This is a genomic window from Pallidibacillus thermolactis (assembly GCF_025660415.1).
In the GTDB taxonomy this organism is placed as follows: Bacteria; Bacillota; Bacilli; order Bacillales; family Caldibacillaceae; genus Pallidibacillus; species Pallidibacillus thermolactis.
Genome location: NZ_JAOUSE010000013.1, coordinates 1 through 25,380, shown reverse-complemented (window position 1 = coordinate 25,380; position 25,380 = coordinate 1). Strand labels below are relative to the sequence as shown.

The following is a 25,380-nucleotide window of genomic DNA, read 5'->3' as shown; positions in this document are numbered from 1 at the left end:
TCCTCAAGCCCTTTTTATTAATTTTTGTATTTCATTTTTTATCGTTTGAACGATGTTATCCGACGTTAATCCAACTTCATGAAGTAAATTCTTCACATCGCCATGTTCAATAAAACGGTCCGGTATCCCCATTCGTTTGATTTCATGATCGGTATACCCATTGTCACACGCAAACTCTAATACGCTGCTTCCAAATCCACCTTGAAGAATCGCTTCTTCAATGGTTAAAATTGGAATTTGATTGTGCAGTAAACTGCGTAGCATTTCTTCATCTAACGGTTTTATAAAACGAGCATTAATAACTTTCGTTTGGATACCATATTTTTCCAATTTCTTCGCTGCTTCTAATGCCATCGGAATTGTTGTGCCAAATGTTAAAATGGCATAATCTGTTCCTTCACGTAAAACTTCCCATGTGCCAATTGGAAGTTTCTTCAATTTATTATCAAGTTCGACACCATAAACACTACCTCTTGGGAAACGCATCGCGATCGGACCGTTATCATATTGAATCGCCGTATAAATCATATGTTGCGCTTCGTTTTCATCCTTAGGCATCATTAAAACGATATTTGGGATATGTCGTAAAAAGGCGATATCAAATACCCCTTGATGGGTTTCTCCATCTGCACCAACAAGTCCAGCACGATCAATCCCTATAAATACATTTAAATTTTGTCTACATATGTCATGAATTAATTGGTCATAGGAACGTTGTAAAAAGGTAGAATAAATGGTTAAATATGGTTTCATTCCTTGAGTAGCTAGTCCAGCCGCTACTGTTGCAGCATGTTGTTCTGCAATTCCTACATCAATCACTCGTTCCGGAAACTCCTCTTGAAAACCTTCTAATTTTGAGCCGACAGTCATAGCTGGTGTAATGGCTACAATTCGTTCATCATCTCTTGCCAATTTCCGTACTGTTTCGCTTACTAACTTGCTCCATGCAGGTTTACTATCAACGGGTTTAATAAAGTCACCTGTTTCAATTTTATATGGTCCTGTCCCATGCCATGTACCAATCTTATCATTTTCTGCTGGTTTATAACCTTTTCCTTTTTTCGTAACAACGTGTAAAAGAACCGGACCATTCGTTTTTTTCGCGTATTTTAAGTTTTCAAACAGGTCATCATAATTATGACCATCAATTGGTCCAAAATAAGTAAACCCTAGCTCTTCAAAAAACACACCATTGATAAATAAATATTTCAAGCTATCTTTGAACCGCTCTGCAGTCTGAGCCATTTTTCCGCCTACAGCCGGAATTTTTTTCAGTAATGCTTCCAATTCATCTTTTGCCCGATTGTATTTTCCAGCAGACCGAAGTCGACCTAAAATATTGTGAAGTGCACCAACATTCGGGGCAATCGACATTTCATTATCGTTCAGAATGACAATTATATTTTTCTTTTCATGTCCAATATGATTCAGCGCTTCTAACGCCATACCTCCTGTTAAGGCACCATCACCAATAACAGGTACAATAAAATAATCTTCTCCTTTTAAATCACGGGCAATCGCCATACCCATCGCTGCAGATAAACTCGTTGAACTATGGCCAGTTTCCCATACATCATGAGGACTTTCGTTCATCTTTGGAAAGCCAGATAATCCTTGATACTGACGTAAAGAATGAAAATCTTTGGCTCGTCCGGTTAAAATTTTATGTACATAACATTGATGTCCGACATCCCAAATAATTTTATCCTTAGGACTGTTAAATGCCCGATGTAATGCAATGGTTAATTCAACAACGCCAAGATTCGGTCCGATATGTCCGCCGGTTTTAGAAAGCGTTTTAATTAAAAAGCTCCGAATTTGTTCACTTAGTTGCTCTAATTCTTTTTTTGTTAAATTTTGTAAGAATGATGGATTTTCTATGGATAAAAGATCCATATTGGATCACTCACTTTCATTCGATTTCCTACTCTCCAGTATAATTTAGAATATCTATAATTATAACATGATGTCAATATTCCAGCATTTTTCTTCCTAATTTCTGTGGGAAATCGTTATCTGTTTCTTTTACCAATTAATTCTGTTATATATGATAAGTACTGCTTTTCAATTGGTAAAATTGATAATATTTGTTCTGCCTTTAATAAATGATCTTTTAATTTCTCTTTTGCACCTTTCATAGTTAACAGTTTCGGATAAGTACTTTTCTGCTTTTCAACATCTCGGCCGATATTTTTCCCTATCATTTCCTCTGATCCTTCAATATCTAAAATATCATCCCGAATCTGGAAAGCAAGGCCAATATGGAAGGCATATTCTTCCAATTTCGTTAGCGTCTTGTGATCTGAATCAGCCATTATGGCTCCTGCTTTAATACAAAACGCTAAGAGATTACCTGTTTTATGTTTATGTATATACTCCAGTTGTTCTAGGTTTAAATCTTGATTTTCCCCTTCTAGATCTGCAACTTGTCCAGCAACCATTCCTTCAGGACCAGCAGACTTTGCAAGTTCACGAATAAGGGCAACCTTTTTATTAGCTGAAAATCCTTTCATTTCTGCTAACACTTGAAAACTGTAAGTTAATAATCCATCCCCGGCTAATATTGCTGTTGCTTCACCAAATACTTTATGATTTGTTGGTTTGCCTCGTCGCAATTCGTCATCATCCATTGCTGGCAAGTCATCATGAATGAGTGAATAGGTATGAATCATTTCCACAGCACATGCAACCGGAAGGCCGATTAGTGGATTTTTATTAAAAGCAGATAAAGTTGAAAATATTAATAATGGACGAATTCTTTTGCCCCCTGCTTGTAAAGAATAATCCATTGCTTGGCGTAATGATTCAGGGGTATTAAGGGACTGAATATATTTTTTTAGTTCAATATTTATTTTTTCAATTTGTACCTTCATATAGTCTGGCATTTGCAATTTAGTCCACCTCATTGATGGAGAAACTTTCCGTTTCACCATTCTCCTTTAAAATTTCCGTTAATTGTTCCTCAACATTCGTTAATTTTTGATGACAAATTTTTGCTAGTTCCATACCTTCTTTATATTTTTCAATCGCCTCTTCTAATGGAACGTCACCTTCTTCCAATGCTTCCACGACTTCCTCTAACTTTTCCATTGCTTCTTCAAAGGTTAGATTTTCTTTATCCGTCATATTTTACACCTTCTTTTTTTCGATTATTTTCCCCTCTAAAGTTCCGTCTGACACTCTTACTGTAATGGTTTCTCCGATATTTACATCATGTATCCTTTTAATTATTTTTTGTTCATGATTAAAAGCAATGCTATATCCTCTTTCCATAATTTTCAATGGACTTAATGCATTAAGTGTACTCAATTGTTTCACGAAATTTTGATTTTTTTGATTAACTGTTGTAATCATTACACGATTTAGACGTTTATATAAAGCGTCCATTTTTTGTTGAGCTAATTTTAATTGCGCCTCTGGTTTTTTTCCTTTTAAACGTTGTTTCAAATGAATTAATTCTTGATTCGCATTCAATATCTTTTGATTCACCAATCGATTTGCTTGATTGATTGTCCGATCTAGAAGTTCCATTTTTTGTACGAATAATTTTTCAGGATATCGGAAAGCATAAGACTTCTCGATTCGATTTAGTCTTTCTTTAGAAAAAGTTAACTTTTCTTTTGTCGCCCTCGTTAGTCGTACCTTACGATTTAAGATTTTTTCTAATAAATCTTTAATATTTGGTACGGCAAGTTCTGCAGCCCCAGTTGGTGTTGGTGCTCGCATATCAGCAACAAAATCAGCTATCGTTGTATCAGTTTCATGACCAACCGCAGAAATAATTGGAATTTTTGATGAGAAAATAGCTCTCGCCACAATTTCTTCATTAAAAGCCCATAAATCTTCAATGGAACCGCCACCGCGGCCCACAATTAACACATCAGCCTCTTGTCTTTCATTGGCTATTTTAATAGCCTGAACAATTGATGGTGCTGCTTGTGTTCCTTGGACAAGTGCTGGATAAATAATAATTTTTGCAATCGGAAAACGTCTTTTAATGGTTGTAATGATATCTCGAATTGCTGCTCCTGTTCGAGAAGTTATAACACCGACCACATCTGGATAGGTTGGTATTTTTTTCTTATATTGTAAATTGAATAAACCTTCTTTATCGAGCTTTTCTTTTAATTGTTCATAGGCCAAGTATAAGGCACCAATTCCTTCTGGCTCCATACCTTTAACATAGATTTGATATTGTCCACTCGGTTCATACACGGTTATTTCACCATGTAGCAGTACCGTCATTCCATCTTCTGGTTCGAACCGTATGCTTCGAGCAGAACTAGCAAACATAACAGCAGCAATACGTGCTTTTTTATCCTTTAAGGTAAAGTACATATGGCCACTCGTATGTCGTTTGAAATTTGATATCTCGCCTTTAACATAAATATTTTGTAAATGGGGATCAAAATCAAATTTTCGCTTTATATATTTCGTTAATGCTTCAACAGTTAAATATTGTTTTTGTTTCATTAGAATTCCCCTTTGAATCATTCCTTTACTTTTATGAATGCTCATTCTCTTATACTTCTTACATTCTACTAAAAAAAAGAGAAGCAGTCACCTAAATTAAGGAGCTGCTACTCTATTCGTTCTCTTAATTGACTTTTTGTAATTTTTCAGCTGCTTTTAATGTGTTTTCAAGAAGCATGGTGATGGTCATTGGCCCAACACCACCTGGTACAGGTGTAATGTAAGAAGCCTTATCTTTCACTTCTTCAAATAATACATCTCCACAAAGTTTTCCATTTTCATCACGATTCATACCGACATCGATTACAACTGCTCCCTCTTTCACATGTTCAGCTGTTATGAAATTTGCAATTCCAACAGCACTGACCAAAACATCAGCTTCTCTCGTAACACTTGGTAAGTTAGCCGTTTTTGAATGGCAATACGTTACAGTTGCATTTTTTTGTAACAACAGTTGTCCCATCGGCTTACCAACAATATTACTTCTACCTACAACAACCGCCCTTTTACCAGTTAGATCATAATTGATATCTTCAAGCATGACCATAATGCCGAAAGGAGTACAAGGTATAAAACTGTCTTCTCCAATCACTAGTTTTCCGACATTAATCGGATGAAAACCATCAACGTCTTTATCAGCACTGATTGTTTCTATCACGATTTGCGGATCAATATGTTTAGGTAAAGGTAACTGGACTAGAATCCCATGTATATCAGGATTATGATTTAATTCTTTTATTTTTTCTATTAAAAACGCTTCTGTAATATGGCTATCATATCGTTGTAAAAGAGAATATATCCCTACTTCTTCACAAGCCTTCTGTTTATTCCGTACATAACGTTCACTTGCTTGATCATCGCCTACTAAAATAACAGCAAGCCCTGGTTGAATCCCCTTTTCCTTTAGCTTTTTAACTTTTAATTTAATTTCTTCGCGTTTTTTTGCTGCAATTTCTTTTCCGCTGATGATTTGGCCAGACACGTTATACCCCTCCCATTATGTTATCGTTTTAATTCATCTTTAATTTTGGATAAAACACCGTTTATGAAACTTCCAGATTTCTCATCACCGAATCGTTTCCCTAATTCAACTGCTTCATTTATAGTGACAGCAGAAGGAACGTCATCAGTATACTTCATTTCACTAACTGCAAGCCGTAAAACATTTCGATCAACATTTGCTAATCTCTCTAATGTCCATTTTTCTAAATGTTCAGAGATAATTCGATCAATTTCTTCCAAGTTATTAATAGTATTAAAAAACAAGTGATGTAAGAAAACTTCTTCACTAAATCCTTCTTCTACTAAATTTTCTAAAACCGTATCTGGATTATTTTTCCCTACATCCACTTGAAATAAGGCTTGTAATGCCTTCTCTCGTGCTGCCTTTCTACTCATACAAGACGAACTCCTTCTGAATATACAAAGTATTGTTTTTAATGATTAATAAAAATCCAAAAAAATAATAACATAATTTTATTATAAAAGAAAATCTTGTTAAGTATTTTTAACTCTTGAATTTAAAAAATTTATAAGAAAAAGCAGGAGAAGTTTCCTGCTTGAAAACGCTTTTTATTCATCATTGTCATGATCTTCTTGAGTTTCAAAGTTGACATTGACGATATGGACATTTACTTCATCCGTTTCTAGTCCTGTCATATTCAGTAATGCTTGACGAATATTATCTTGAATTTGTTGAGCTACTTTTGGAATAGAAACACCGTAATTTAGAACACAATAGACATCAATTTTAATTTGATTTTCAGATAAATCAACCCGAATGCCTTTTCCATGATTTTTTCGACCAAATCTTTCTGCCACACCAGCTGCAAAATTGCCTCTCATTGTCGCTACTCCTTCAATTTCAGAAGCAGCAATTCCAGCAATGACTTCAATAACTTCAGGGGCAATCTCAATTTTACCTAATTCATCTTGCACCATTTCTAACGCATGATTTTCCGCCATAGAATACACCACCTTACTTATTATTTTTCATCACATCATACATTTCTAAAAATTTCGTGTTAAATTCTCCACTTACAAATGCAGGATGTTGTAACACTTTTTGATGAAATGGGATTGTCGTATGAACGCCATCAATGACAAATTCATCTAATGCACGTTGCATGCGATCGATTGCTTCATTCCTTGTTGGCGCATGAACAATAAGCTTAGCAACCATTGAGTCATAATAAGGAGGAATTGTATAACCTTGATAGCATGCAGAATCAACACGTACACCTAACCCCCCTGGTACTAAGTATACATTAATTTTTCCTGGTGATGGCATAAAATTTTTCTCAGGATTTTCCGCATTGATTCGACATTCAATTGCCCAACCGTTAAAAGTAACATCTTCTTGCTTAACAGATAATGTTTCTCCACTTGCAATACGAATCTGTTCTTTTATTAAATCAACGCCTGTAATTAATTCAGTAACAGGATGCTCAACTTGAATTCTTGTATTCATTTCCATGAAATAAAATTGTTTGTTTCGATAATCAAATATAAACTCAATGGTACCTGCACCGGTATAATTGACAGCTTTGGCTGCTTTAACAGCTGCTTCTCCCATTTTATTCCGTATTTCATCATTTAATGCAGGAGAAGGTGCCTCTTCAATTAGTTTTTGTAATCTTCGTTGTACCGTACAATCCCTTTCACCTAAATGAATGACGTTTCCGAAATTGTCAGCTAATACTTGAATTTCAACATGACGAAAGTCCTCTATATATTTTTCCAAATATACACCAGGATTACCGAAAGCTGTTAACGCTTCTTGTTGAGTAATATTAATACCTTTAATTAATTCTTCTTCATTATACGCGACTCGTATACCTTTACCTCCGCCGCCTGCTGTAGCCTTAATAATCACTGGATACCCGATTTCTGAAGCCACATTTTTTGCTTCATCGATATCTTCAACAATCCCATCGGAACCTGGTACGATAGGTACACCGGCTTGTCTCATTGTTTCCCTGGCAACGTCTTTTGTTCCCATTTTTCCAATGGCTTCTGCACTTGGTCCAATAAATGTTAGTTGACACTCTTTAACTAGATTGGCAAAATTTTCATTTTCTGCTAAAAATCCATACCCTGGGTGGATTCCATCACACCCTGTTAATGTTGCCGCACTAATAATATTTGCCATATTTAAATAACTATCCTGAGATTGTTTTGGGCCGATACAAATTGCTTCATCCGCCATTTGAACATGGAGTGCTTCACCATCTGCTTCTGAATAAACCGCAACCGTTTCAATCCCAAGCTCTTTACAAGCACGGATAATTCGTACGGCAATTTCACCTCTATTAGCAATTAATATTTTCTTTAACACAGTACCACCTCTTAATTTGTCTTCACTAAAAACAGTGGTTGACCAAATTCTACCAATTGGCCATCTTCAACAAGAATTTCAACAATTTCTCCCTCTACTTCTGCTTCAATTTCGTTAAATAATTTCATCGCTTCTACAATACAAACAATCGTGTCTGAGTTTACTTTATCGCCAACTTTTACATATGGTTCAGCATCAGGGTTCGGTTTACGATAAAAGGTACCGACCATAGGTGAAGTAATTTTATGTAAGTGATCTGCATTTATCGAACTAGTCGTTTCTTTTTCTTCTACTTCGTCAACTTTTGGTTGAGCTTTTGCATTTTCAGATTCTGTTTGAGGTTGTTCTACTGATTGTGCAACTGTTTGAGCTACACTAGGAGCAACATATTCTGTTTCCTGAGTTACAGGCTGCTCATTTACAACAACTGATTTATTTTTTTTCATAGTTAATTTTAAACCGTCATATTCATAATCAAATTCATCAATACTAGATTGATCCACAAGTCTGATTAATTCACGTATTTCTTGTACTTTTAACATATTGACACCCCTTATTGTAAACTTAAAAAATTAGTACTAGCTATTAAAACTATACGATATAATTTTATTTTAGTCCAATAGGAAAGTAAATAAATTCTTTACAAAATGAAAGCAAGTTTAATCTTTATTGATTAAACTTGCTTTCATCTTAACGGTTCATACAAATTTGATCCTATCCGTTTTTTATTTTGTTTCTTCATCATTATTATTATCGTAGGCTACCGAAACAAAAGAGCTACCAATTTCTTTTTTTACTATCTTAATAATTTCATTGGCATTCGCTTTTGTAGGTTCCATGCCTTTAACAGTAACTAAAACTTCATCATCTTCAACTTGCACAAGGGCATCTTCATAACCAAGGTTTGAAACAATTAAAGATTCCACTAGTTTTTCTTTATCCGCAATTTGCTGTATGCGTTGCATCTCATCCTTTGCAGCGCTTTTTTCAGCTGCAGATAGTTCATTCGAACCCGCCATTTGTTGCAATTCTTCTAGTTTTTGACTACGCTCATCCATTTTTTGAAGTCGAATTTCTTCGAAAACTTCATCTTTAGACACTTGTGTAATGGTCGTATTTGTTCCTTCATCGTTTGATTCTACATTTTGTTCTTCCTCTGCAATATTTGCCACATGATTATTTTTGGTTGGCTCTGCCGTAATATAGTAGACAGATAAAACGACAACTAAACTCAACATAGTCAATAACCAAACAGTTTGCTTTTTTAACATCAATGATACTCCCTCCACTTAATATTTCATTAATCATAATTTTTATCGAAATGTTCTTCTTACTTTATTTTTTTGCCATCACAGATACACGATGGCTTGGAACATCTAATACGCGCATAACAGCTTCGATAATTGATTTTTTCACTTGAATATTATCAGCACCTTTTGCTACAACAAGTACTCCTCTTACCTGAGGTTTTTTTGTTTCGCTAACGAGTGGGATTTCTTTATCTCCTTCACGTATAATCACGATTTGTTCTTCAATTGAATGATCTTCCACCTCGCGTTGTCCACCATTTGTGTCTGTTTCACTTGTTGTCTGTTTTTTATTTATCGTATTTTTCTCGTAAATCTTTTTTTCGGTTGATTCAAGGTTGACAACAATCGTTACATCCTCAACACCGACGGCTGTTTCAATTGCTTCTTTTAATTGATTCTCGTAATGTTCCTCATATTCTTTCATTGTAGATGGTTGACTAGAAGCTTTTCCAAAAGTTTCGACTTCCTCCATTTTTTCATCATCTTCTGTTGCTACAGGAACGGGTGTTGATAACAAATGATTGTTTTTGGAAAAGAAATTGCTCATGAGCATAAAAGCTATTCCGACAACTAGTACAATTATAAAGTAATGTTTTTTTGTCAATTTCTGTTTTTCTTTTCCATCAGAGGAAAATAGTTTTTTTAAAAATGGAAGTGGCCCCTTATCCTCACTCATTTTCGTTCTGCCCCCTTTCAAACGATATCGCAAGCAATTCTTTATCCACCTCCCACTTATCAGCAAGAAAACGCGCGATTGGTTCTATATCAGGCTTAAATTCGGTTTCGTATGGCTCACTTAAATTAATCCTTACTTCATCAATTTGTTTAACCACTGGTTTCTCTTCAGCTGCCTCTTGTAAAGAAACTTGAATACTTAATAGATTTTCCATTACATCTTCTGGTTGTAGATATGAACGGTAATTTTCATCTACAACAAGCTCTACATTACGAAATTGGTAATTAAATGTGTCCATCAACTCCTTTTCAGTCATTTCTACTAATTGGACAGCCGTTTGTTCTAAAATATATGCATTTTGATCAGCTTGTATATCTATTTTCTGATTTTCTATCGAATTTTCTATATTTGTATTTACATCTTTTTCAAATAAAACGTTTGCATTTTTTATTAGATCTTCAAGATCTGAAGAAAACAATTTAAAAATAGGATTTAATATTATGCTAATGAGTAACAAACCAATGACCATTTTTACATATTTTTGCAAAGACGTTTGAGGTAATAATAGTTCAACTACTACAGCAAGTAATATAAACAAAAGAATATTTGTAATCCAATCGGTTAAAAAATCCATTCTGACACCTGCCTTAACGAACCATTAACGTTATATTTCCTGCTAAAATGATAACCGTGATACTTAAGAAAAACATGATGGATACGATACCTAAGGCAGCAAAAATATAAATAATACTTTTTGAAATAATATCAAGACAATGAATAATAGATCCTCCACCTAAAGGTTGTAAAAGTGCTGCTGAAAATTTATAAATAAAAGCAATCATTAATATTTTTAATGATGGAAATAAAACGAGAAATAAAAGGATACCGACACCAGCTAGTCCAATTGTATTTTTTAAGATAACAGAGGCACTAATAACCGTATCTGCAGCATCCGTAAACATACGACCAACAACAGGTATAAAATTGCTCGTTGCAAACTTTGCTGTTTTGATCGCAACTCCATCAGCAACGGCTGTAACAGAACCTTGAATCGAAACAACACTTAAAAATACCGTCATGAATACACCTAATAATCCAACGCTCCAATTCCGTAAAAGGCTGGCTAATTTCGTTGCCTTATAATTAGTTGTAAGAGTGCTTACAATACTTAGGAGAACAGATAAAAATAATAATGGTAAAACAATCTTGTCCACAAACACTCCACTAATATTAGTTAAAAATACAATGACTGGATGAAAAAAACCTGCGGAAATGATATTTCCACTTGTTGCAATTAATGCTAATAGTAATGGTATAAAGGCAATTGTAAAATTGATCATTTGTTGGATAGCATCCGATGCATATGAGATGGCTGAATGAAAGCTATTTAATGCAAGTATCATTAAAACCATAAAAATAACTGCATATGCGATTTTACTCACCGTTGTTGTTTCAAATGCATTTTGTAAAGATTGTAAGAACATACTTAATACGGTTAATAAAATTAATGTACCTAGTAACTTTCCATTCAGAATTAATTCGTGAAAAATATAATTTATTGCTCCGAACGTTAATTCTTTAAACGAGAATTCACCAGCTTGTTTAATATATTCAACAATGCTTTGTTTTTCAATTCCGGGTAAGAACCCTCCGTATTCATGAATAATGTTATTCCAGAAACCTTCGATCTCTTGGAAATCCATGTTATCGATTTGTTCATTTACTAAATCCATTGCATTAATAGGCTGTTTGTCATTATCTAATTGTTCTTGTGGAACATTTGTATTTGCAACGGTAGGAACCGGTGTAAAAAACAATAAGATGATTCCAACAAACAGAAAAAAATGCCCTATCCTTTGCCTCATCTTTTCACCTCGAAAAAGGAGTGATTTATGAAGATCTTAAGATGGAATCATTTTTATGATCATTTCGATTAGAATCGTAAGTATTGGCACCGCCATTGCTAATATAACAATTTTCCCCGCCATTTCTATTTTGGAAGCGATCGAACCTTGTCCCGCATCTTTCGTAATTTGTGAAGCGAACTCCACAATATATGCAATACCGATGATTTTTAAAATAGTTTCCACATATACTGAATTCACATTGGCGTTAATTGCAATTCTTTCTATCATTTGAATTATCATGTAAATTTGATCGATTAAAAATAGAAAGATAACACAACCCGTAAATACAATGAGAAGAAATGCGATATTCGCCTTTTGTTCCTTTAAAATTAATGCTAAAAAGGTGGCAACTAAACCAATTCCGACGATTTGTAAAATATCAATCGAAAAGCCCCCCTCTAACCATTAAATAAAAATACTGATTTAATTTTTTGAAACAAATCATTGACTATAGTTGCTACTTGAAAAAGAATATAAATAAAGCCAATGAGGACTACCCATTGGGAATATTCCTTTTTTCCTGCTTGATCTAAGATCGTGACTAAAAATGCAACAATGATTCCAACCCCGGCAATTTTAAAAATTACATCCACATCGATGCCCATCACATTTCCCCCTAATCCAAACCTCTACATTAGCAAGATAATAATAAATAGTCCTGTTAGTATCCCTAAATTCCGAAACATCTTTCCGTAGGATGTTTGTTTATCTCGTGCCTCTTCTTCCTCACGTTCTAAATGAGTTAAAGCTAATCGAATTTGTTTTTGTTGTTGCACTAAGTCATGCTTACCTAAAGTTTCACCAAACTGTTTTAAAATCTCCAATTCCGTAGTTTTAAAGGCTGTTCGTTTCCAAATGTGCTCCAGGGCTTCAACCCAAGCATTACTTGCTGTTGTATCCCCTTTAATTAAATTCATGGCGAAACATTCAAATAAGTCTTTAACCGGACTTCCTACTTGCTTTGCAATTCTTCGCGATGCTTCATGTAATGGGGTATGTCCATACATGATTTCTGCTTCTAAACTTTGCAAAGCCGATTTTAATATACGTATTTGACGCGTTCTTTCTGTTAATGCTTTAGAAGCTTCAAAGCCAATCCAGCTAGTGGCAATGATTATACAAATAGCACCAATGATCTTGATCATGTTACAACACTCGCTCTTCGTACTAATTCATTTCCATTCTCATCTTTTATGCTGATAACGTTGCCTGGACCCTTCCCTCGTGATAATTCAATAAAGCGTTTAAATATTTTTTGTTCTAGTATTGGCTTTAATATAGGTCTTCTCTGTATATCTTGATAAGATTCACCGTGGGTCGTCATCATTAAACATATCCCTGCATTGACTGCTTCTAAAATAGCATCGGTGTCTTCTTTTCTTCCAATCTCATCGACTATTAAAACATCGGGACTCATTGATCGAATCATCATCATCATTCCTTCTGCCTTCGGACATGAGTCCATTACATCCACTCGAACACCAAAGGTAAGTTGTGGCACGCCTCCAACACTTCCCGCTATTTCGCTTCTTTCATCAATAATACCGACTTTAAGAGGCGGAATATTTGGTTTTTTACATCCTGTTGAAATGACTCTTGCAAGATCTCTTAATAAAGTAGTTTTACCTGTTTGCGGCGGACCGATGATCATTGTACTTTTCCAATCTGATTGGTAAATATATGGTAACCATTTTTCTGAAATACCGATTTTTTCTTTTGCCACTCGTATGTTGAACGAAGCCACATCCCGAATCGCTTTGACATCTCCTTTTTCTAAAATCACTTTTCCTGCTAGTCCGATTCGATGCCCGCCTTCAATCGTGATATATCCCCTTTTTAATTCTTCATCTAACGTATAAAACGAATGTTTACTAATTTTGTTTAATAATTGTTCCGCATCATGAGGATTCACAACATAGGAGAGATAAATCACTTCTCGATTACTTATTAGTTCAATTGGACGAGAAATACGAATCCGAATTTCTTCTATCTTTTCTAAAAGATTGTTCGGCAGGTTTTCAAATTGTTCTCGTAAGGATAATGGTAATAGATCTATTATTTGTTTCATGATCGAACCTCTCCTATAGACAGATTCTGGATTACTTTTCTATTTAAATGTATTTCATGTTTGGACAAAGTATGACTACAATTTGGGGAAATTACTGCACTGTGAAGAGAAATATTATGAAGTTAGTATGAAAAGATTCATATAGAAAAGTTTTTTCAAAAAAATAGACTGTCCGATCGGACAGTCTACCGAAATTATGCTCTTGATACATAAGATCCATCACTTGTATTTACAACGATTTTGTCGCCAACATTAACAAAGAAAGGTACTTGAACAACATAGCCTGTTGATAATTTGGCAGGTTTTGAACCACCTGAAGCCGTATCTCCTTTAATACCTGGTTCAGTATCTATCACTTCTAATTCAACTGTATTTGGAAGTTCAACACCTAATGTTTCGCCTTGGAACATAATTAAATGTACTTCCATATTTTCTTGTAAAAAGTTTAATTCATGTTCAATTTGTGATGCTTGCAATTCAACTTGTTCATAATTATCCATGTCCATAAATACATGGGTATCGCCACTAGCATACAAATATTGCATTTTACGATTATCGATTTGGGCTTTTTCTACTTTTTCACCCGCACGAAATGTTTTTTCTTGTACATTACCTGTGCGTAAATTTTTTAATTTAGACCGAACAAAAGCTGCACCTTTACCAGGTTTCACGTGTTGGAAATCAAGCACTCTCCAAATTCCACCATCAACTTCAATTGTTAATCCAGTTTTAAAATCGTTTACTGAAATCATAAAATATCCTCCTACCAATTACAGTATGATTAATTCTTTTGTTGAATGTGTAAGCGGTTCGTTTCCATGTTCAGTGATTAATAAATCATCTTCAATCCGAACACCGCCAATTCCCTCTATATATATGCCAGGTTCACAAGTCACAATCATGCCTGGCTTTAAAACCGTATCAGAGCGAAAAGAAAGACCAGGACCTTCATGTACTTCTAATCCGATACCATGTCCTGTTGAATGACCAAAATGAGGGCCATATCCTTTTTCAGTTATATAATCACGACAAATGGCATCTGCTTCTTTTCCTGTCAAACCACTACGAATTTCTTCGACTCCTTTTTGTTGAGCCCCAAGAACAATATCGTAAATTTCTTTCATTTGATCAGAGGGTTGGCCAACCGCTATTGTTCGCGTTATGTCAGAAACATATCCTTTATACAATGCACCAAAATCTAGCGTAACCATATCGCCTTTTTCAATGACTTTATCAGATGCAACACCATGTGGGAGAGCAGATCTAGCACCCGAGGCTACTATGATGTCAAAAGATGAAGATGTTGCACCACTTTTTCTCATAAAAAACTCTAATTCATTAGAAACTTCCAATTCTGTTTTACCAGGTTTGATAAATTCTAAAATATGTTTAAAGGCAGCATCAGCAATATCTGCAGCAATTTTAATTAACTTTATTTCCTCAGGATATTTAATTTGACGTAATTCTTCTACAATACCAGTTATCGGAATAAATTCCGCGGTCAATTCCTTGACATAAGTTTGATGGAGTGCATAAGTCACATCTTTCTCTTCAAAACCTAAACGTTTAACGTTTTTTTCCTTACAAATCTTTGCTACCTCATGTGGAATCGAACCTTGATGTTGGATCACTTCAAAAGCAATACATTCAGCTTTTGCTTGTTCAGTATAACGAGAGTCGGTAATAAAGTAGGCTCCTTCTTCAGTAATCAGCGCAACTGAAGAATCGCCTGTAAAATTTGTTATATATCGTACATTGTATAAATTTGTTATGAGTAGCGCATCAATATCAAATTTAGAAAAAGTCGTACGCAACCGATTTAATTTTACCATTTTTCTCTCTCCCTACATAAAATTCACAACACATATTTTACCATATATTTCAACCGGTTACCTACTTTTTTCTATCTCTTTCGTTTTTTCTCTTTCTAGCTGTTCATTGTATTCATAGGAAATGGAATAACCTATAAATAATCCGAATAATAAATAAATACATAACATGGTTATTACCGTATTGAACTTTAATTCATTAATGTGATTTAAAGTTGGAATAAGAGGGTTTAATACATAAAAGACAAGCACAAATAGAACAGCACCATATAGTAAACCTGCCCAAATATTATTATATTTTTTTAATGTAAAATAATATATATATGCTACACCAATTCCTAATACACCAAGTAATAATAATGAAAAAACAATACCGATCCACCCTGTTTTCCATTCTCCTACCGTCCAAGGCTCTAATATTGTCGTTGGGCTAATTTCTGAAAATTTAAAGAAATGGGCAATTAAAGCGACGAATCCCCAAAATATTCCACCAAAAAAGCCTGTAATCGCGGCAATTGCAGTAAGTGATAATGGCTTTGCATGCTTATCTTGTTCTAATTTTTTGTCTGCCATGACGACACCTCCAATATTAGTATGCCCGTTTATCCATGTTTTACATAAATCAGGTAATTATTGTAGAGGTTTTGCCCTTTTTTTTGTAAAATAAAATTAAATACGTAATACAATGAATATAAATATGAAATTCTGTACTAAATCTTAACATCAACTCATATACTCGCCTCAATAATATTGATTTAACTATTCCTTGGGCTTTCCTATCCCACAACTTCCGACACATTAAAAACTTTTCGTCATAATATTTTTCCAAAACAGAAGGAATTATGAATTATAAAAAAGAATTCATAAAAATAAAGATATTTGTTTAAAATAAAGAATTTTTGCTCATGATGCATGTAGGAGGTGTTAGCATGAATAATAAAATCGGCTACATTCTTTTTGTTAGTTTATTATCGTTCTCATTTATCGGTTTACTCATCACTCTCATGAATGATCCGATGTGGCTTTTCCGTTTTATTCTTATTACTGCAATAATCATCGGTATCATTTATTTTATTATGAAAAAATTTGTGTTTAAAAGTAGTACGATTTTTACTAAGGAACATAAAGCATTTCAAAAAGCAGCTCGATTTTCGAAAAGAAAATATAGAAGGAATACGAAACAACCAACATATAAAAAGAAAAATGCAATTCGGAAACGAACTGCATCTTCAACTCATCTAACGGTTATCGAAGGAAAAAAAGGGAAGAAAAAGAATCGTGCCCTTCATTGACAATACTAAAAGTGAGTAAGGTTTAAAGTTAATATGTCCATTTTTGTAAAAACTTAATTGTTTGTTCTCTACCAATATTTACAAGTTCCTGTTTTTTCTCTTCGGTTAAACCAAATTCAGTTGTTAAAATTCCTTCCGTTGGTATAAATATAATATTTTTTTCGTGTTTCCTAGATATATAGCGAGCATCGTGAGCATCTTTCATCGTTGTAAATAATGCTTCAAACATTTGTAGTGCATTGTTAATTTCATTCGGTGGTATATTCTTATAATCGGGACTTAGTTTTAGCCCAAGGACAGGTCGAATTTTTTTAACATTTTCTTGATCAAATAGCCACATAGGAAAGTTACTTAATACACCACCATCTACGATTATTACCTTTCCTTCACTCGTTTTAAGACGTACGGGCTCAAAAAAATAAGGTAAACTACAACTCATCCGTACCGCTTTAGCTACAGAAAAACTTTCGAAAGGTATATTATATTTATACAAATCATCAGGTATGATTAAAATTTTCCCGTTTGTTAAATTTGATGCGACCACGCGTAAACCACCAGGCGGCAAATCTCCGAAAGTTTTGACGCCTTTTTTTTTGAGTCGTTCATCAATCCAATTTTCTAATGCCTGCCCTTTGTAAAGACCTAGTCTCCAATAGATCGGTATCCATTTAATAAATTTAAATGGAAATATCGAACGTTGTTCATCTAGTATTTCTTCAGCTTCTAATGAATTTAATTCGTCCAACATTTCCTTAGAGTTGTATCCTGCAGCAATCATTGCAGCCACAATAGATCCTGCACTTGTTCCTGCTAGTCTTTTAAATCGATAACCGCGTTTTTCCAGTTCTTGATACGCACCGACAAAAGCTAACCCCTTAATGCCTCCTCCAGAAAATACGCCATCAATGTCCAATTCATCCGCCTCCAACAAGTACTTCATTATTTCATATGTAATCTGTGTCTATTTGTTTTAGTACAGCGGACAAACTGTTTTTTTAAAATCTATAAATAAATTTTTTATTTTATTCTTGAGCATAAAATGTTAGATAAAAAGATCGACAAATTGCCGATGTAGCTTTAAAAAATAGTTAGATCATTTTCTCTGCTTATCTTCAACCAACAATCGCACCCGTTAGTTTCACTATATCACTTCACAATATCTTTAATGTAAATCTAAATCATCAGTAAATACTTCAAGTTTATAGCTTTTCATACCATAAGCATTTAAAATAGCTCTAAAGTATTTTTCAGCCTGTTCCTTTTATTGTGTTTTTTCAATTCTAACTGTAAGGACTTTTTCTGGACTAACCCCTATTCCGTGTACAGTATATTACTCTTATATGTCATCAAAAACTTGATCAAAAAACATTTTATCAATACAGTTTGTATTTTCATTTCCTTTAAATTCATCGAGTACCATAAATTAACACTGTGCATAATCCTATTATGATCTTTTTCATAAAAAACACCTCTCCATTTATTTATCCCAGTAAGTTTTGATTTCCTACTTAAAGTAATTTTCCGTTAGTAAAAAAAGGCACTTTTCCTTATTTAAGAAAAGTACCCTGTTAGTTTAAAGTCATGTCACCTATAAAAAATAAAAACATAATTAAAGATGTAATTGAAGCTAACCATTCGTGAAAATAGTCTTTATTCTCTTTTTTATAAACCCATTCTTCAATTCCTCGGAACAAATATGTTAATGTGAAATACATAGTCATAGAAAGACTAACTGAATAAAGAAAATAGTCAAAAAGTGCATAAAGACTAATTATGAATAAGACCATAAGGATTATTTCAACAGCAATAAAGCCTTTTTTTCTTCCTTTTGAGAACACTCCTATTTTTGTTCTTTTGATGTCCAATCTTCTAACAAAATATTCTGATATTAGAAGTTGGAACACAAAGATTATTACCAGTCCTAAAATTGTTGTACCTAAGCCCATAAATTCCTCCACTTTAAAATAGTATACTTATTTTACCATAAAATTCCAACACATTTTATCACAATCCTCCCCTTTAATCAGATAAGACGCCATTGTGAAGTGTTTTGTTAAAGTCCCCCGTTAGTTGAATTAAGTTAGAGAGCTATATATAAATTCTTTTGAATAAATCATTGGAACTTTGCTTTATATTATTTTTTTCTGGATTCATATGCAGAATGAATCCTTTTTATGTGTTTGTTTTATTGAAAGTGAAAACTCCGATTAAATATAAAATAAGTGAACTAAATAGTAATACAACGACACCTGAACTTATCCCGATAGAATTGTTATTGAGTATAGTAGCAATTTCGCCATTGATGATTTTTCCACTGTTTAAATATGTGAACGGTAGAAGATGAGTAAAATGCGAAATTTTGTCCATTGTACTTACGAAATTTCCAGCTATTGAAGTTCCTATAGTTAATACAATCAGATGGACGTTACCACCCTGTACTGGCTCAATTTTATTATAATGATAAATTTAATTCCTCTTTTCTATATCATCTTCTTGATAAAAGCCCTTTTTACTCGGTTTCAATATTGAAACTGAAAAAATAAAAGATGATAGCAGCATAACTAGTGCCAACACTACTATTGTAAGTCGTAAGTTTATAAGATCTGCAATGAAACCTATAAATAAAAGAAATTTTACTTGAGCAACACTTTGGATGAACTGATAGATACTTGTAACTCTTCCCATTACATGAGTAGGAACATTATTTTGATAGAAGGTCATAATTCCTGCATTTAAAAACACATTAAAAAAACCTAAGATTACAAAACCAACAACAATCGATGTAAAAGACCATGAAAAGGCATAGATTGTATAACCAAAAGTCATCATGATTAGACCGATACAAATCATATATCTAAGTGAGAATTTATTTGAGAAAACTGACAATAAAAAAGCTCCTACAACCGATCCGATTCCCGTTATACTAATTAATAAGCTATAATCAAGTTCGGAAAGACCTACTACTTGTTGAGTGAAAACGACTTCTTGTGCATCCATGGCAAAAGAAAAAATCATAATCATAATATAACCTAGATAAACAAAAGAGACATATTTATTGTTGACCATGAATTTCTTCACAATCGTAAAGTCATGAATCACTTGAGTAATTGTCAATGTCGGAATTGATTCTTTATCAATGTTTTCTTTTTCTGGTAGAAAAAATAATAAAATTGCCGAAATCAGAAAGAAGAAAGCATTTAGCCACAATGTTATTTCAACAGAGGTTATGAAAATAAGTGATCCACCGATTGCTGGTCTTATTATAAACGCCCCAGAACTAGTAAAGGATTGAATAGAGTTAAAACGTTTTCTTTTTTCTTTTGGAACTAATATAGCAATATACGTCATCGAAGATGGATTAAAAAATGCTTTTGCCACACTTAAGACAACTAAAATTCCATATATAAATACCATGTTTGATGCGAATGGAATTAAGCAGATGAAAACAGATCTGACTATGTACGTTACAATAATTACTTTTCTCTTGCTGCGATAATCAATAAAACTCCCAGTCCAGAACTTTGTAAAAATATTTGTCAGTGGACCTACTATCTAAAGTCCTGCAACTGCAGCTGCCGATCCTGTTAACTTATATACAATAATATTAATTGCAACTAAATAAATAAAGTCTCCTATACTAGAAAAACCAATAGATAATAATAAAATCGCCGGGTTTTTCCACCCCATCAAAGTGTACTTCATTTAATTCCTCATTTCGACCAAGATTTCCCTACTTCCTTAACTACTTATACACTGACGCACTTTTTCACTGGCGATAAATGCTTGTTTGTTTATAAGCGTGAAGATCTTCATAAAATGGTGCATAATACAATATTAAGAATAAAATTCGTGCTCTGAGAAATAAGGGAAAATTAGCTCTTCTAGGTCATTTAACTTACTTCCGTTACAATTCCCCTATCACCCCTCTTATTTTCCAACAAAATCTATCAATTTAAAATTTCCTAACAACAAGGTCTTTCAATAATACATCGTTCCACTTTATCGTTCTTGCAACATCAATTAAACTATTATCCTTATCTATTGTTAATAGAAAATCTATAGTCATTACAACTGGTTTATTCGTTTTTGGATTTGTAGAATGTTTAATCCCTAATTCATTACCAATAACAATATGAAAATAACAAATTCAGAGAATTCAGAAATATAAAAGTAATTTTTTTCTAAATCTAAAATAACCCATGTTCCCGTTAAAAAACACCCCTTTAGACAAATATAGTCCAAAGGGGTACTTCATTTCAACTTTTCAAAACATCGCGACTTCTTTTCTAGCCTACAGCTGACCTGAATAAGCTAATTTATAAACCACATTTCAATTGTACACCACAATTGTCACACGTGTTACAACCACCGATCTCTTTGACTTTACCTTTACGACATACTGGGCAAGTATCACCGATTTCTGAGCCTACTGTGACGTCGGTAGAACGGACATCCTGAATCGTATCTACTATAACAACCATCGGTTCTTCTGTTTGAACGTCCTCCGCCATCTCATTTGATTCTTGTTCTGCTGTTAAAGTTAAAACTTGAGTATCACGACTTCCATCAACATACACAGTACCACCTTTAGCTCCACCTTTATACAAGCGTTCATAGACTTTTTGTACTTGTCTTACGGTATATCCTTTTGGCGCATTAACTGTTTTACTGATAGAACTATCTACCCATCGTTGGATAACACATTGAACATCTGCATGTGCTTCAGGTGTTAATTCCATTGCTGATACAAACCATTTTGGTAAATTGTCAGCGGAAGCTTCTGAGTGATTGTCTAAATATTCCTGAACAATTTCCGCATTCACTTCAATATACTTCCCTAAACGGCCACTGCGATAATATTTAAAGGAGAAGTAAGGCTCAAGTCCTGTCGAGACACCAATCATTGTACCTGTAGATCCAGTCGGGGCTACCGTCAACAAATGCGAATTACGAATTCCATGTTCTACTATAGCCTCTTTAATATCTTCTGGCATTTTTTTCATATAGCCTGTTTCGATAAAGGCTTTTCGTAATGCGATTGTTTCGTCTTCTGTTTCACCTGTTAAATATGGAAAGCTCCCTTTTTCTTTAGCCAATTCAACAGACTCTCTATAAGCTGTAGTTGCAATTGTTTCAAACACTTTATCAATAAGTTCATTTCCTTCTTGTGAGCCATAAACCTTTTCACAATAAATGAGCAGATCTGCTAATCCCATAACACCTAGTCCAACACGACGTTCGCCAAGAGCTTGTTTTCTATTTTCTTCTAAAAAATATGGGGTCGCATCAATGACATTATCTTGCATACGAACACCAACTTTAACTGTTTGTTTTAATTTTTCAAAGTCAACTTCCTTCGTTTCCTTGTTTACCATATTTGCTAAGTTAATCGCTGCTAGGTTGCAGACTGAATAAGGTGCAAGAGGTTGCTCACCACAAGGATTTGTCGCAACAACTTTTTGTCCGTATGCTTTCGCATTTGTCATGTCGTTTGCATTATCGATAAAGAAAATTCCAGGCTCTGCTGAATAAGTTGCACATATATTAATTAATTGCCATAATTCACGAGCTTTTATTTTACGGTATGTGCGAACTTTATGCCCCATTTTTTCCCACTCGCGAACATCACCAACTTCATGCCATTTTTCATTGTAAATCTTCATTTCCTCTTGATTATATTTTTCAACATCAGGAAAACGAAGTTCATATTCTCCATCATTTTCAACAGCTTCCATAAATTCTTTTGTTAAACAAACCGAAATATTGGCTCCTGTTAAAAATTCTGGATTATTGACATCGTAAGTTCCGCCATCACGCAATTTTTCTTCGGCATCTTTAATGATTTCTTCTGTAAAACCACCATAACCTGGAATATGTTTGAAATTAACAATGCTTTGATACATTGTTCGTTCTTTTTCAGTTAGCGGAGTAAATTTTAATTTTTCTTGAGCAAGACGAATAATTTGTTCATCCTTCGCATTTTCGATTAAAAACCGTAAAATACGAGGATTTTGCATTTTTGAAATTATGAATTCAATAATATCTGGATGCCAATCTGCTAGCATAATCATTTGAGCTCCACGCTTTTTGTTACTCGTTCATTAATATTGAACGGGGATGGTCATTTCTGCCATCCTCTCATACTTTCGTATGAGATCAGACTATCTCATCAAAGAAGAAAATTTGTAAACTTTCGAATCAGCTTTTTTCTCCATGTTGATATAGCTTGATAATGTAATTCCTCATTTTAAATTTTTATCCTTCCACGACTTATATTTTAGCTATATCAACTTGGCTATAACTATCATTAAGATTTATCATTGATTCGATTATTTCTTCTTTGTCTCGCGCCCCATAACCACGTTGCCGTTTGTTATGGTTTACTCTTTCCATAGTTCCCATTCCCTTTTTATCGTTTGCTATTGGGAACCTTAGGAAATTTCAATAGTCGTTGAACGTTCATCTCCGTTTCCAGAGATGCTTCGCTGCTGATTGCCCAATCTATCTTCTTTTTAAACCATCACGCTCACTGTCACCAGTCACGTTGTGGTGAAGATAGCTCTAAGGGTGTCCCAGCAATTCGCGAGATTTTAATCCCGCCGTTTATTCAACGGGATCCGCCTTGCTCAACTAAATGAGTTAATTTGGCGATATCATCTAACCACGATACTGAACCACTTGATTTACCATTAACTCCTCTAGCTAATGTATTTCTAGGTCGTAGCGTAGAACCATTCGTGCCTACACCACCGCCACGACTCATAATTTCCATTACCTTTTTCCGATGTTCAGAAATCCCTTCACGAGAGTCATGTACAAATGGCATAACATAACAATTAAAGTAGGTTACTTCTTTTCCAGAACCAGCACCGTAGAGAACGCGACCTGCCGGAACAAAGTTGAGTTGTACAAGTTCTTGATAAAACTTATGAAACCATTCTTCTCGTAATTCAGGCGTCTTTTCTACTTCTGCCAGTCCAGCCGCATTTCTTTTCGCAATTTGTTCGTAGTATACTTCAAGCGGTTTTTCAATTACATCTAGTGAACGTGTAATAATACCTGATTCTGCTTCTTCCGGGTCTTCTAAAATATTCCGATATTCTTCGTCAACTAAAACTCGTGCCTTATTTCCCTCCCAATCAATATGTAGAACGAATCCTAGTCCACGAGCAGGGAACTTTGTATCTTCTTTGATCGTTAACACAACAAAATCGCCTTCTGTTAAAGTTAACTTTTCAGTATCTTTAAAAGAATAGCGATCCAACATTACAAGTCTCGAGACACCTTTATATGTGATGTGCATATCTTCTGTAATCGGAAATACTTGTGGGAAGAGTCGTATTGCTTCATTTAATTTTTTCACGTTAATCTGTGGCTGATTCGTCATTGTTACCGCCATACATCCATCTCCTTTACACAATAAAAAAATCACTCTGCATCTTCTAGCTGTCTATTAATTTGTAACCTAAAGATAACATAACAACAATCACAAATCAATATATAGTGCAAAAACATTTTTATATACACTATATATTGTGTTTGGATGCATATTTCATAAATTTTGTCAATAATTTCATCTTTTAAAAGGAAAATATTTTATTTTGGAAGGAATTTTACGAAGGCACCACATTGAAAATAAGTTTTTGCTAGATATTTGATTACTTCATAGTCATCTATTTTTTTATCGGTTTAAATACTAACTTTTTCATTCTAACATATTTTTTTAACAATCGATAAAAAAACTCATCATTGGTTTAAAAAATTTGAGAATATATTTCTCGAATCCCTTGTATTTATGCAGCCTCTTCTCGTTTCAATGAAATTTCATTTGCAATGAAAATAAATTATGATTAAATAATATTTTCGTTTGCTAAAACAGTATTTAGATATATAATATTTATTAGCGTATATGTTTTAGAAAGGGGAACAATAATGACGTCATTTCTCATTTTACTAGCAATCATTATTGCTATCTTTGCTTGGTGGGCATTTAATAAACTTCAACAAAAACGTATTCTTACTGTTTTAACACAAGATGAGTTTATAAAAGGATATCGTAAAGCCCAATTAATCGATGTTCGTGAACCGAATGAATTTGAGTCAGGGCATATTCTCGGGGCAAGAAACATTCCATTAACACAATTAAAAATGCGTTTAAAAGAAATAAGAACAGATAAACCAGTCTACTTATATTGCCAAAATACTTCTCGTAGTGGCAGAGCTGCACAGATCTTATATAAAAATGGATGCAAAGAGCTTTATCAACTTCAGGGTGGCTTTAAAAAATGGACAGGTAAAATTAAAGTTGGTAAATAAAATCTATAATATAAACGAGTAAAAAAGACCTTCAGTTTTCTAACTGAAGGTTTCAGACTGTCGACAAACCCCAACTCAAATGCTTCATTTGAGTTGGGATTTGTCTTTTTTTGCTCATCATTTTCTAAGATTCTTATCTTATTTAGGCTGGACATGGTCTTTTCCATGTCCA

General features: G+C 33.9%; 26 protein-coding genes and 2 pseudogenes. 2 read left to right on the top strand and 26 right to left on the bottom strand.

The annotated features are described in order from the left end of the window. Positions 1–3 precede the first annotated feature (3 nt). The 20 genes from dxs to OEV82_RS06385 form a co-directional block, all read right to left on the bottom strand. The gene (gene dxs, locus OEV82_RS06480; RefSeq protein WP_263061361.1) at positions 4–1,896 is read right to left on the bottom strand and encodes a 1-deoxy-D-xylulose-5-phosphate synthase; all 1,893 of its coding nucleotides are present in this window, start codon (positions 1,894–1,896) and stop codon (positions 4–6) included. 116 nt (positions 1,897–2,012) lie between these two features. Further along, positions 2,013–2,885 (bottom strand): polyprenyl synthetase family protein, encoded by an 873-nt coding sequence (locus tag OEV82_RS06475; RefSeq protein ID WP_263061378.1) that lies wholly within the window; start codon positions 2,883–2,885, stop codon positions 2,013–2,015. 7 nt (positions 2,886–2,892) lie between these two features. After that, positions 2,893–3,126 (bottom strand): exodeoxyribonuclease VII small subunit, encoded by a 234-nt coding sequence (xseB, locus tag OEV82_RS06470; protein ID WP_173658306.1) that lies wholly within the window; start codon positions 3,124–3,126, stop codon positions 2,893–2,895. A gap of 3 nt (positions 3,127–3,129) precedes the next feature. Then, the gene (xseA, locus tag OEV82_RS06465) at positions 3,130–4,473 is read right to left on the bottom strand and encodes an exodeoxyribonuclease VII large subunit (protein WP_263061360.1); all 1,344 of its coding nucleotides are present in this window, start codon (positions 4,471–4,473) and stop codon (positions 3,130–3,132) included. Between the two features lie 124 nt (positions 4,474–4,597). Further along, positions 4,598–5,455 (bottom strand): bifunctional methylenetetrahydrofolate dehydrogenase/methenyltetrahydrofolate cyclohydrolase FolD, encoded by an 858-nt coding sequence (gene folD, locus OEV82_RS06460; RefSeq protein ID WP_263061359.1) that lies wholly within the window; start codon positions 5,453–5,455, stop codon positions 4,598–4,600. A 20-nt stretch (positions 5,456–5,475) separates the two neighbouring features. Next, complete coding sequence (gene nusB / locus OEV82_RS06455; RefSeq protein ID WP_173658303.1) at positions 5,476–5,871, bottom strand: transcription antitermination factor NusB; 396 nt, start codon at positions 5,869–5,871, stop codon at positions 5,476–5,478. 174 nt (positions 5,872–6,045) lie between these two features. After that, positions 6,046–6,438, bottom strand: coding sequence for an Asp23/Gls24 family envelope stress response protein (locus tag OEV82_RS06450; protein WP_173658302.1), 393 nt, complete (start codon positions 6,436–6,438; stop codon positions 6,046–6,048). A 13-nt stretch (positions 6,439–6,451) separates the two neighbouring features. Continuing rightward, positions 6,452–7,810 carry an acetyl-CoA carboxylase biotin carboxylase subunit gene (gene accC / locus OEV82_RS06445; RefSeq protein WP_263061358.1) on the bottom strand — a complete coding sequence of 453 codons (1,359 nt, stop codon included), beginning with the start codon at positions 7,808–7,810 and terminating at the stop codon, positions 6,452–6,454. Between the two features lie 11 nt (positions 7,811–7,821). After that, on the bottom strand, positions 7,822–8,352 hold the full coding sequence (gene accB / locus OEV82_RS06440) for an acetyl-CoA carboxylase biotin carboxyl carrier protein (RefSeq protein WP_263061357.1): 531 nt from the start codon (positions 8,350–8,352) through the stop codon (positions 7,822–7,824). A 183-nt stretch (positions 8,353–8,535) separates the two neighbouring features. Then, a complete protein-coding gene (locus OEV82_RS06435; RefSeq protein ID WP_263061377.1) occupies positions 8,536–9,081 on the bottom strand; it encodes a SpoIIIAH-like family protein in 546 nt (181 codons plus the stop codon). 64 nt (positions 9,082–9,145) lie between these two features. Further along, positions 9,146–9,796, bottom strand: coding sequence for a stage III sporulation protein AG (spoIIIAG, locus tag OEV82_RS06430; protein WP_263061356.1), 651 nt, complete (start codon positions 9,794–9,796; stop codon positions 9,146–9,148). Next, positions 9,789–10,430, bottom strand: coding sequence for a stage III sporulation protein AF (gene spoIIIAF, locus OEV82_RS06425; RefSeq protein ID WP_263061355.1), 642 nt, complete (start codon positions 10,428–10,430; stop codon positions 9,789–9,791). Before spoIIIAF ends, spoIIIAG begins: the two co-directional genes overlap by 8 nt. A 13-nt stretch (positions 10,431–10,443) precedes the next feature. Next, a complete protein-coding gene (spoIIIAE, locus tag OEV82_RS06420; RefSeq protein ID WP_173657766.1) occupies positions 10,444–11,661 on the bottom strand; it encodes a stage III sporulation protein AE in 1,218 nt (405 codons plus the stop codon). A gap of 36 nt (positions 11,662–11,697) precedes the next feature. Beyond that, entirely contained in the window at positions 11,698–12,087 is a 390-nt protein-coding gene (gene spoIIIAD, locus OEV82_RS06415; RefSeq protein WP_173657768.1) for a stage III sporulation protein AD, read from the bottom strand. Between the two features lie 14 nt (positions 12,088–12,101). Then, entirely contained in the window at positions 12,102–12,308 is a 207-nt protein-coding gene (spoIIIAC, locus tag OEV82_RS06410; protein ID WP_173657765.1) for a stage III sporulation protein AC, read from the bottom strand. 24 nt (positions 12,309–12,332) lie between these two features. Continuing rightward, complete coding sequence (gene spoIIIAB / locus OEV82_RS06405) at positions 12,333–12,848, bottom strand: stage III sporulation protein SpoIIIAB (protein ID WP_173657764.1); 516 nt, start codon at positions 12,846–12,848, stop codon at positions 12,333–12,335. Beyond that, positions 12,845–13,771: a stage III sporulation protein AA gene (gene spoIIIAA / locus OEV82_RS06400; RefSeq protein WP_173657763.1), complete on the bottom strand. Its 927-nt coding sequence runs from the start codon at positions 13,769–13,771 to the stop codon at positions 12,845–12,847. The genes spoIIIAB and spoIIIAA overlap by 4 nt, the downstream gene beginning before the upstream one ends. Before the next feature lie 194 nt (positions 13,772–13,965). Beyond that, on the bottom strand, positions 13,966–14,523 hold the full coding sequence (efp, locus tag OEV82_RS06395; RefSeq protein WP_173657762.1) for an elongation factor P: 558 nt from the start codon (positions 14,521–14,523) through the stop codon (positions 13,966–13,968). Positions 14,524–14,541: 18 nt separating this feature from the next. Continuing rightward, positions 14,542–15,603, bottom strand: coding sequence for a M24 family metallopeptidase (locus OEV82_RS06390; protein ID WP_173657761.1), 1,062 nt, complete (start codon positions 15,601–15,603; stop codon positions 14,542–14,544). A 57-nt stretch (positions 15,604–15,660) separates the two neighbouring features. Next, positions 15,661–16,173: a YqhR family membrane protein gene (locus OEV82_RS06385; protein ID WP_173657760.1), complete on the bottom strand. Its 513-nt coding sequence runs from the start codon at positions 16,171–16,173 to the stop codon at positions 15,661–15,663. 356 nt (positions 16,174–16,529) lie between these two features. Between OEV82_RS06385 and OEV82_RS06380 the strand changes: the two genes are divergently transcribed. Continuing rightward, positions 16,530–16,892 carry an SA1362 family protein gene (locus OEV82_RS06380; RefSeq protein WP_263061354.1) on the top strand — a complete coding sequence of 121 codons (363 nt, stop codon included), beginning with the start codon at positions 16,530–16,532 and terminating at the stop codon, positions 16,890–16,892. A gap of 28 nt (positions 16,893–16,920) precedes the next feature. On the opposite strand, the gene OEV82_RS06375 is transcribed toward OEV82_RS06380, so the two are convergent. The 6 genes and pseudogenes from OEV82_RS06375 to OEV82_RS06350 all read right to left on the bottom strand — a co-directional run. After that, positions 16,921–17,805, bottom strand: a complete 885-nt coding sequence (locus OEV82_RS06375) for a patatin-like phospholipase family protein (protein ID WP_173657758.1) — start codon at positions 17,803–17,805, stop codon at positions 16,921–16,923. A gap of 655 nt (positions 17,806–18,460) precedes the next feature. Further along, complete coding sequence (locus OEV82_RS06370; protein WP_263061353.1) at positions 18,461–18,838, bottom strand: DUF4181 domain-containing protein; 378 nt, start codon at positions 18,836–18,838, stop codon at positions 18,461–18,463. 520 nt (positions 18,839–19,358) lie between these two features. Continuing rightward, the gene (locus OEV82_RS06365) at positions 19,359–20,393 is read right to left on the bottom strand and encodes an MFS transporter (protein ID WP_407672749.1); all 1,035 of its coding nucleotides are present in this window, start codon (positions 20,391–20,393) and stop codon (positions 19,359–19,361) included. Positions 20,394–20,444: 51 nt separating this feature from the next. Next, on the bottom strand, positions 20,445–20,579 hold the full coding sequence (locus tag OEV82_RS16085) for a hypothetical protein (RefSeq protein WP_317634301.1): 135 nt from the start codon (positions 20,577–20,579) through the stop codon (positions 20,445–20,447). Between the two features lie 629 nt (positions 20,580–21,208). Then, positions 21,209–22,978 (bottom strand): annotated as a pseudogene (locus OEV82_RS06355) (vitamin B12-dependent ribonucleotide reductase); the annotation flags it as partial. 524 nt (positions 22,979–23,502) lie between these two features. After that, a pseudogene (locus tag OEV82_RS06350) lies at positions 23,503–24,291 on the bottom strand (ribonucleotide reductase N-terminal alpha domain-containing protein); the annotation flags it as partial. A 533-nt stretch (positions 24,292–24,824) separates the two neighbouring features. Between OEV82_RS06350 and OEV82_RS06345 the strand changes: the two are divergent. Next, entirely contained in the window at positions 24,825–25,208 is a 384-nt protein-coding gene (locus OEV82_RS06345) for a rhodanese-like domain-containing protein (protein WP_173657836.1), read from the top strand. Positions 25,209–25,380 lie beyond the last annotated feature (172 nt).

Bases quoted from the DNA above. Each gene is read 5' to 3' on its own strand.
- spoIIIAA (WP_173657763.1), bottom strand. From the start codon at position 13,771: ATGAAACAAATAATAGATCTATTACCATTATCCTTACGAGAACAATTT.
- accB (WP_263061357.1), bottom strand. From the start codon at position 8,352: ATGTTAAAAGTACAAGAAATACGTGAATTAATCAGACTTGTGGATCAA.
- OEV82_RS06475 (WP_263061378.1), bottom strand. From the start codon at position 2,885: ATGCCAGACTATATGAAGGTACAAATTGAAAAAATAAATATTGAACTA.
- spoIIIAB (WP_173657764.1), bottom strand. From the start codon at position 12,848: ATGATCAAGATCATTGGTGCTATTTGTATAATCATTGCCACTAGCTGG.
- spoIIIAE (WP_173657766.1), bottom strand. From the start codon at position 11,661: ATGAGGCAAAGGATAGGGCATTTTTTTCTGTTTGTTGGAATCATCTTA.
- OEV82_RS06380 (WP_263061354.1), top strand. From the start codon at position 16,530: ATGAATAATAAAATCGGCTACATTCTTTTTGTTAGTTTATTATCGTTC.
- OEV82_RS06450 (WP_173658302.1), bottom strand. From the start codon at position 6,438: ATGGCGGAAAATCATGCGTTAGAAATGGTGCAAGATGAATTAGGTAAA.
- OEV82_RS16085 (WP_317634301.1), bottom strand. From the start codon at position 20,579: ATGGGGTGGAAAAACCCGGCGATTTTATTATTATCTATTGGTTTTTCT.
- efp (WP_173657762.1), bottom strand. From the start codon at position 14,523: ATGATTTCAGTAAACGATTTTAAAACTGGATTAACAATTGAAGTTGAT.
- xseB (WP_173658306.1), bottom strand. From the start codon at position 3,126: ATGACGGATAAAGAAAATCTAACCTTTGAAGAAGCAATGGAAAAGTTA.
- dxs (WP_263061361.1), bottom strand. From the start codon at position 1,896: ATGGATCTTTTATCCATAGAAAATCCATCATTCTTACAAAATTTAACA.
- OEV82_RS06390 (WP_173657761.1), bottom strand. From the start codon at position 15,603: ATGGTAAAATTAAATCGGTTGCGTACGACTTTTTCTAAATTTGATATT.
- OEV82_RS06385 (WP_173657760.1), bottom strand. From the start codon at position 16,173: ATGGCAGACAAAAAATTAGAACAAGATAAGCATGCAAAGCCATTATCA.
- spoIIIAF (WP_263061355.1), bottom strand. From the start codon at position 10,430: ATGGATTTTTTAACCGATTGGATTACAAATATTCTTTTGTTTATATTA.
- spoIIIAG (WP_263061356.1), bottom strand. From the start codon at position 9,796: ATGAGTGAGGATAAGGGGCCACTTCCATTTTTAAAAAAACTATTTTCC.
- nusB (WP_173658303.1), bottom strand. From the start codon at position 5,871: ATGAGTAGAAAGGCAGCACGAGAGAAGGCATTACAAGCCTTATTTCAA.
- OEV82_RS06435 (WP_263061377.1), bottom strand. From the start codon at position 9,081: ATGTTAAAAAAGCAAACTGTTTGGTTATTGACTATGTTGAGTTTAGTT.
- OEV82_RS06345 (WP_173657836.1), top strand. From the start codon at position 24,825: ATGACGTCATTTCTCATTTTACTAGCAATCATTATTGCTATCTTTGCT.
- OEV82_RS06370 (WP_263061353.1), bottom strand. From the start codon at position 18,838: ATGGGCTTAGGTACAACAATTTTAGGACTGGTAATAATCTTTGTGTTC.
- xseA (WP_263061360.1), bottom strand. From the start codon at position 4,473: ATGAAACAAAAACAATATTTAACTGTTGAAGCATTAACGAAATATATA.
- spoIIIAC (WP_173657765.1), bottom strand. From the start codon at position 12,308: ATGGGCATCGATGTGGATGTAATTTTTAAAATTGCCGGGGTTGGAATC.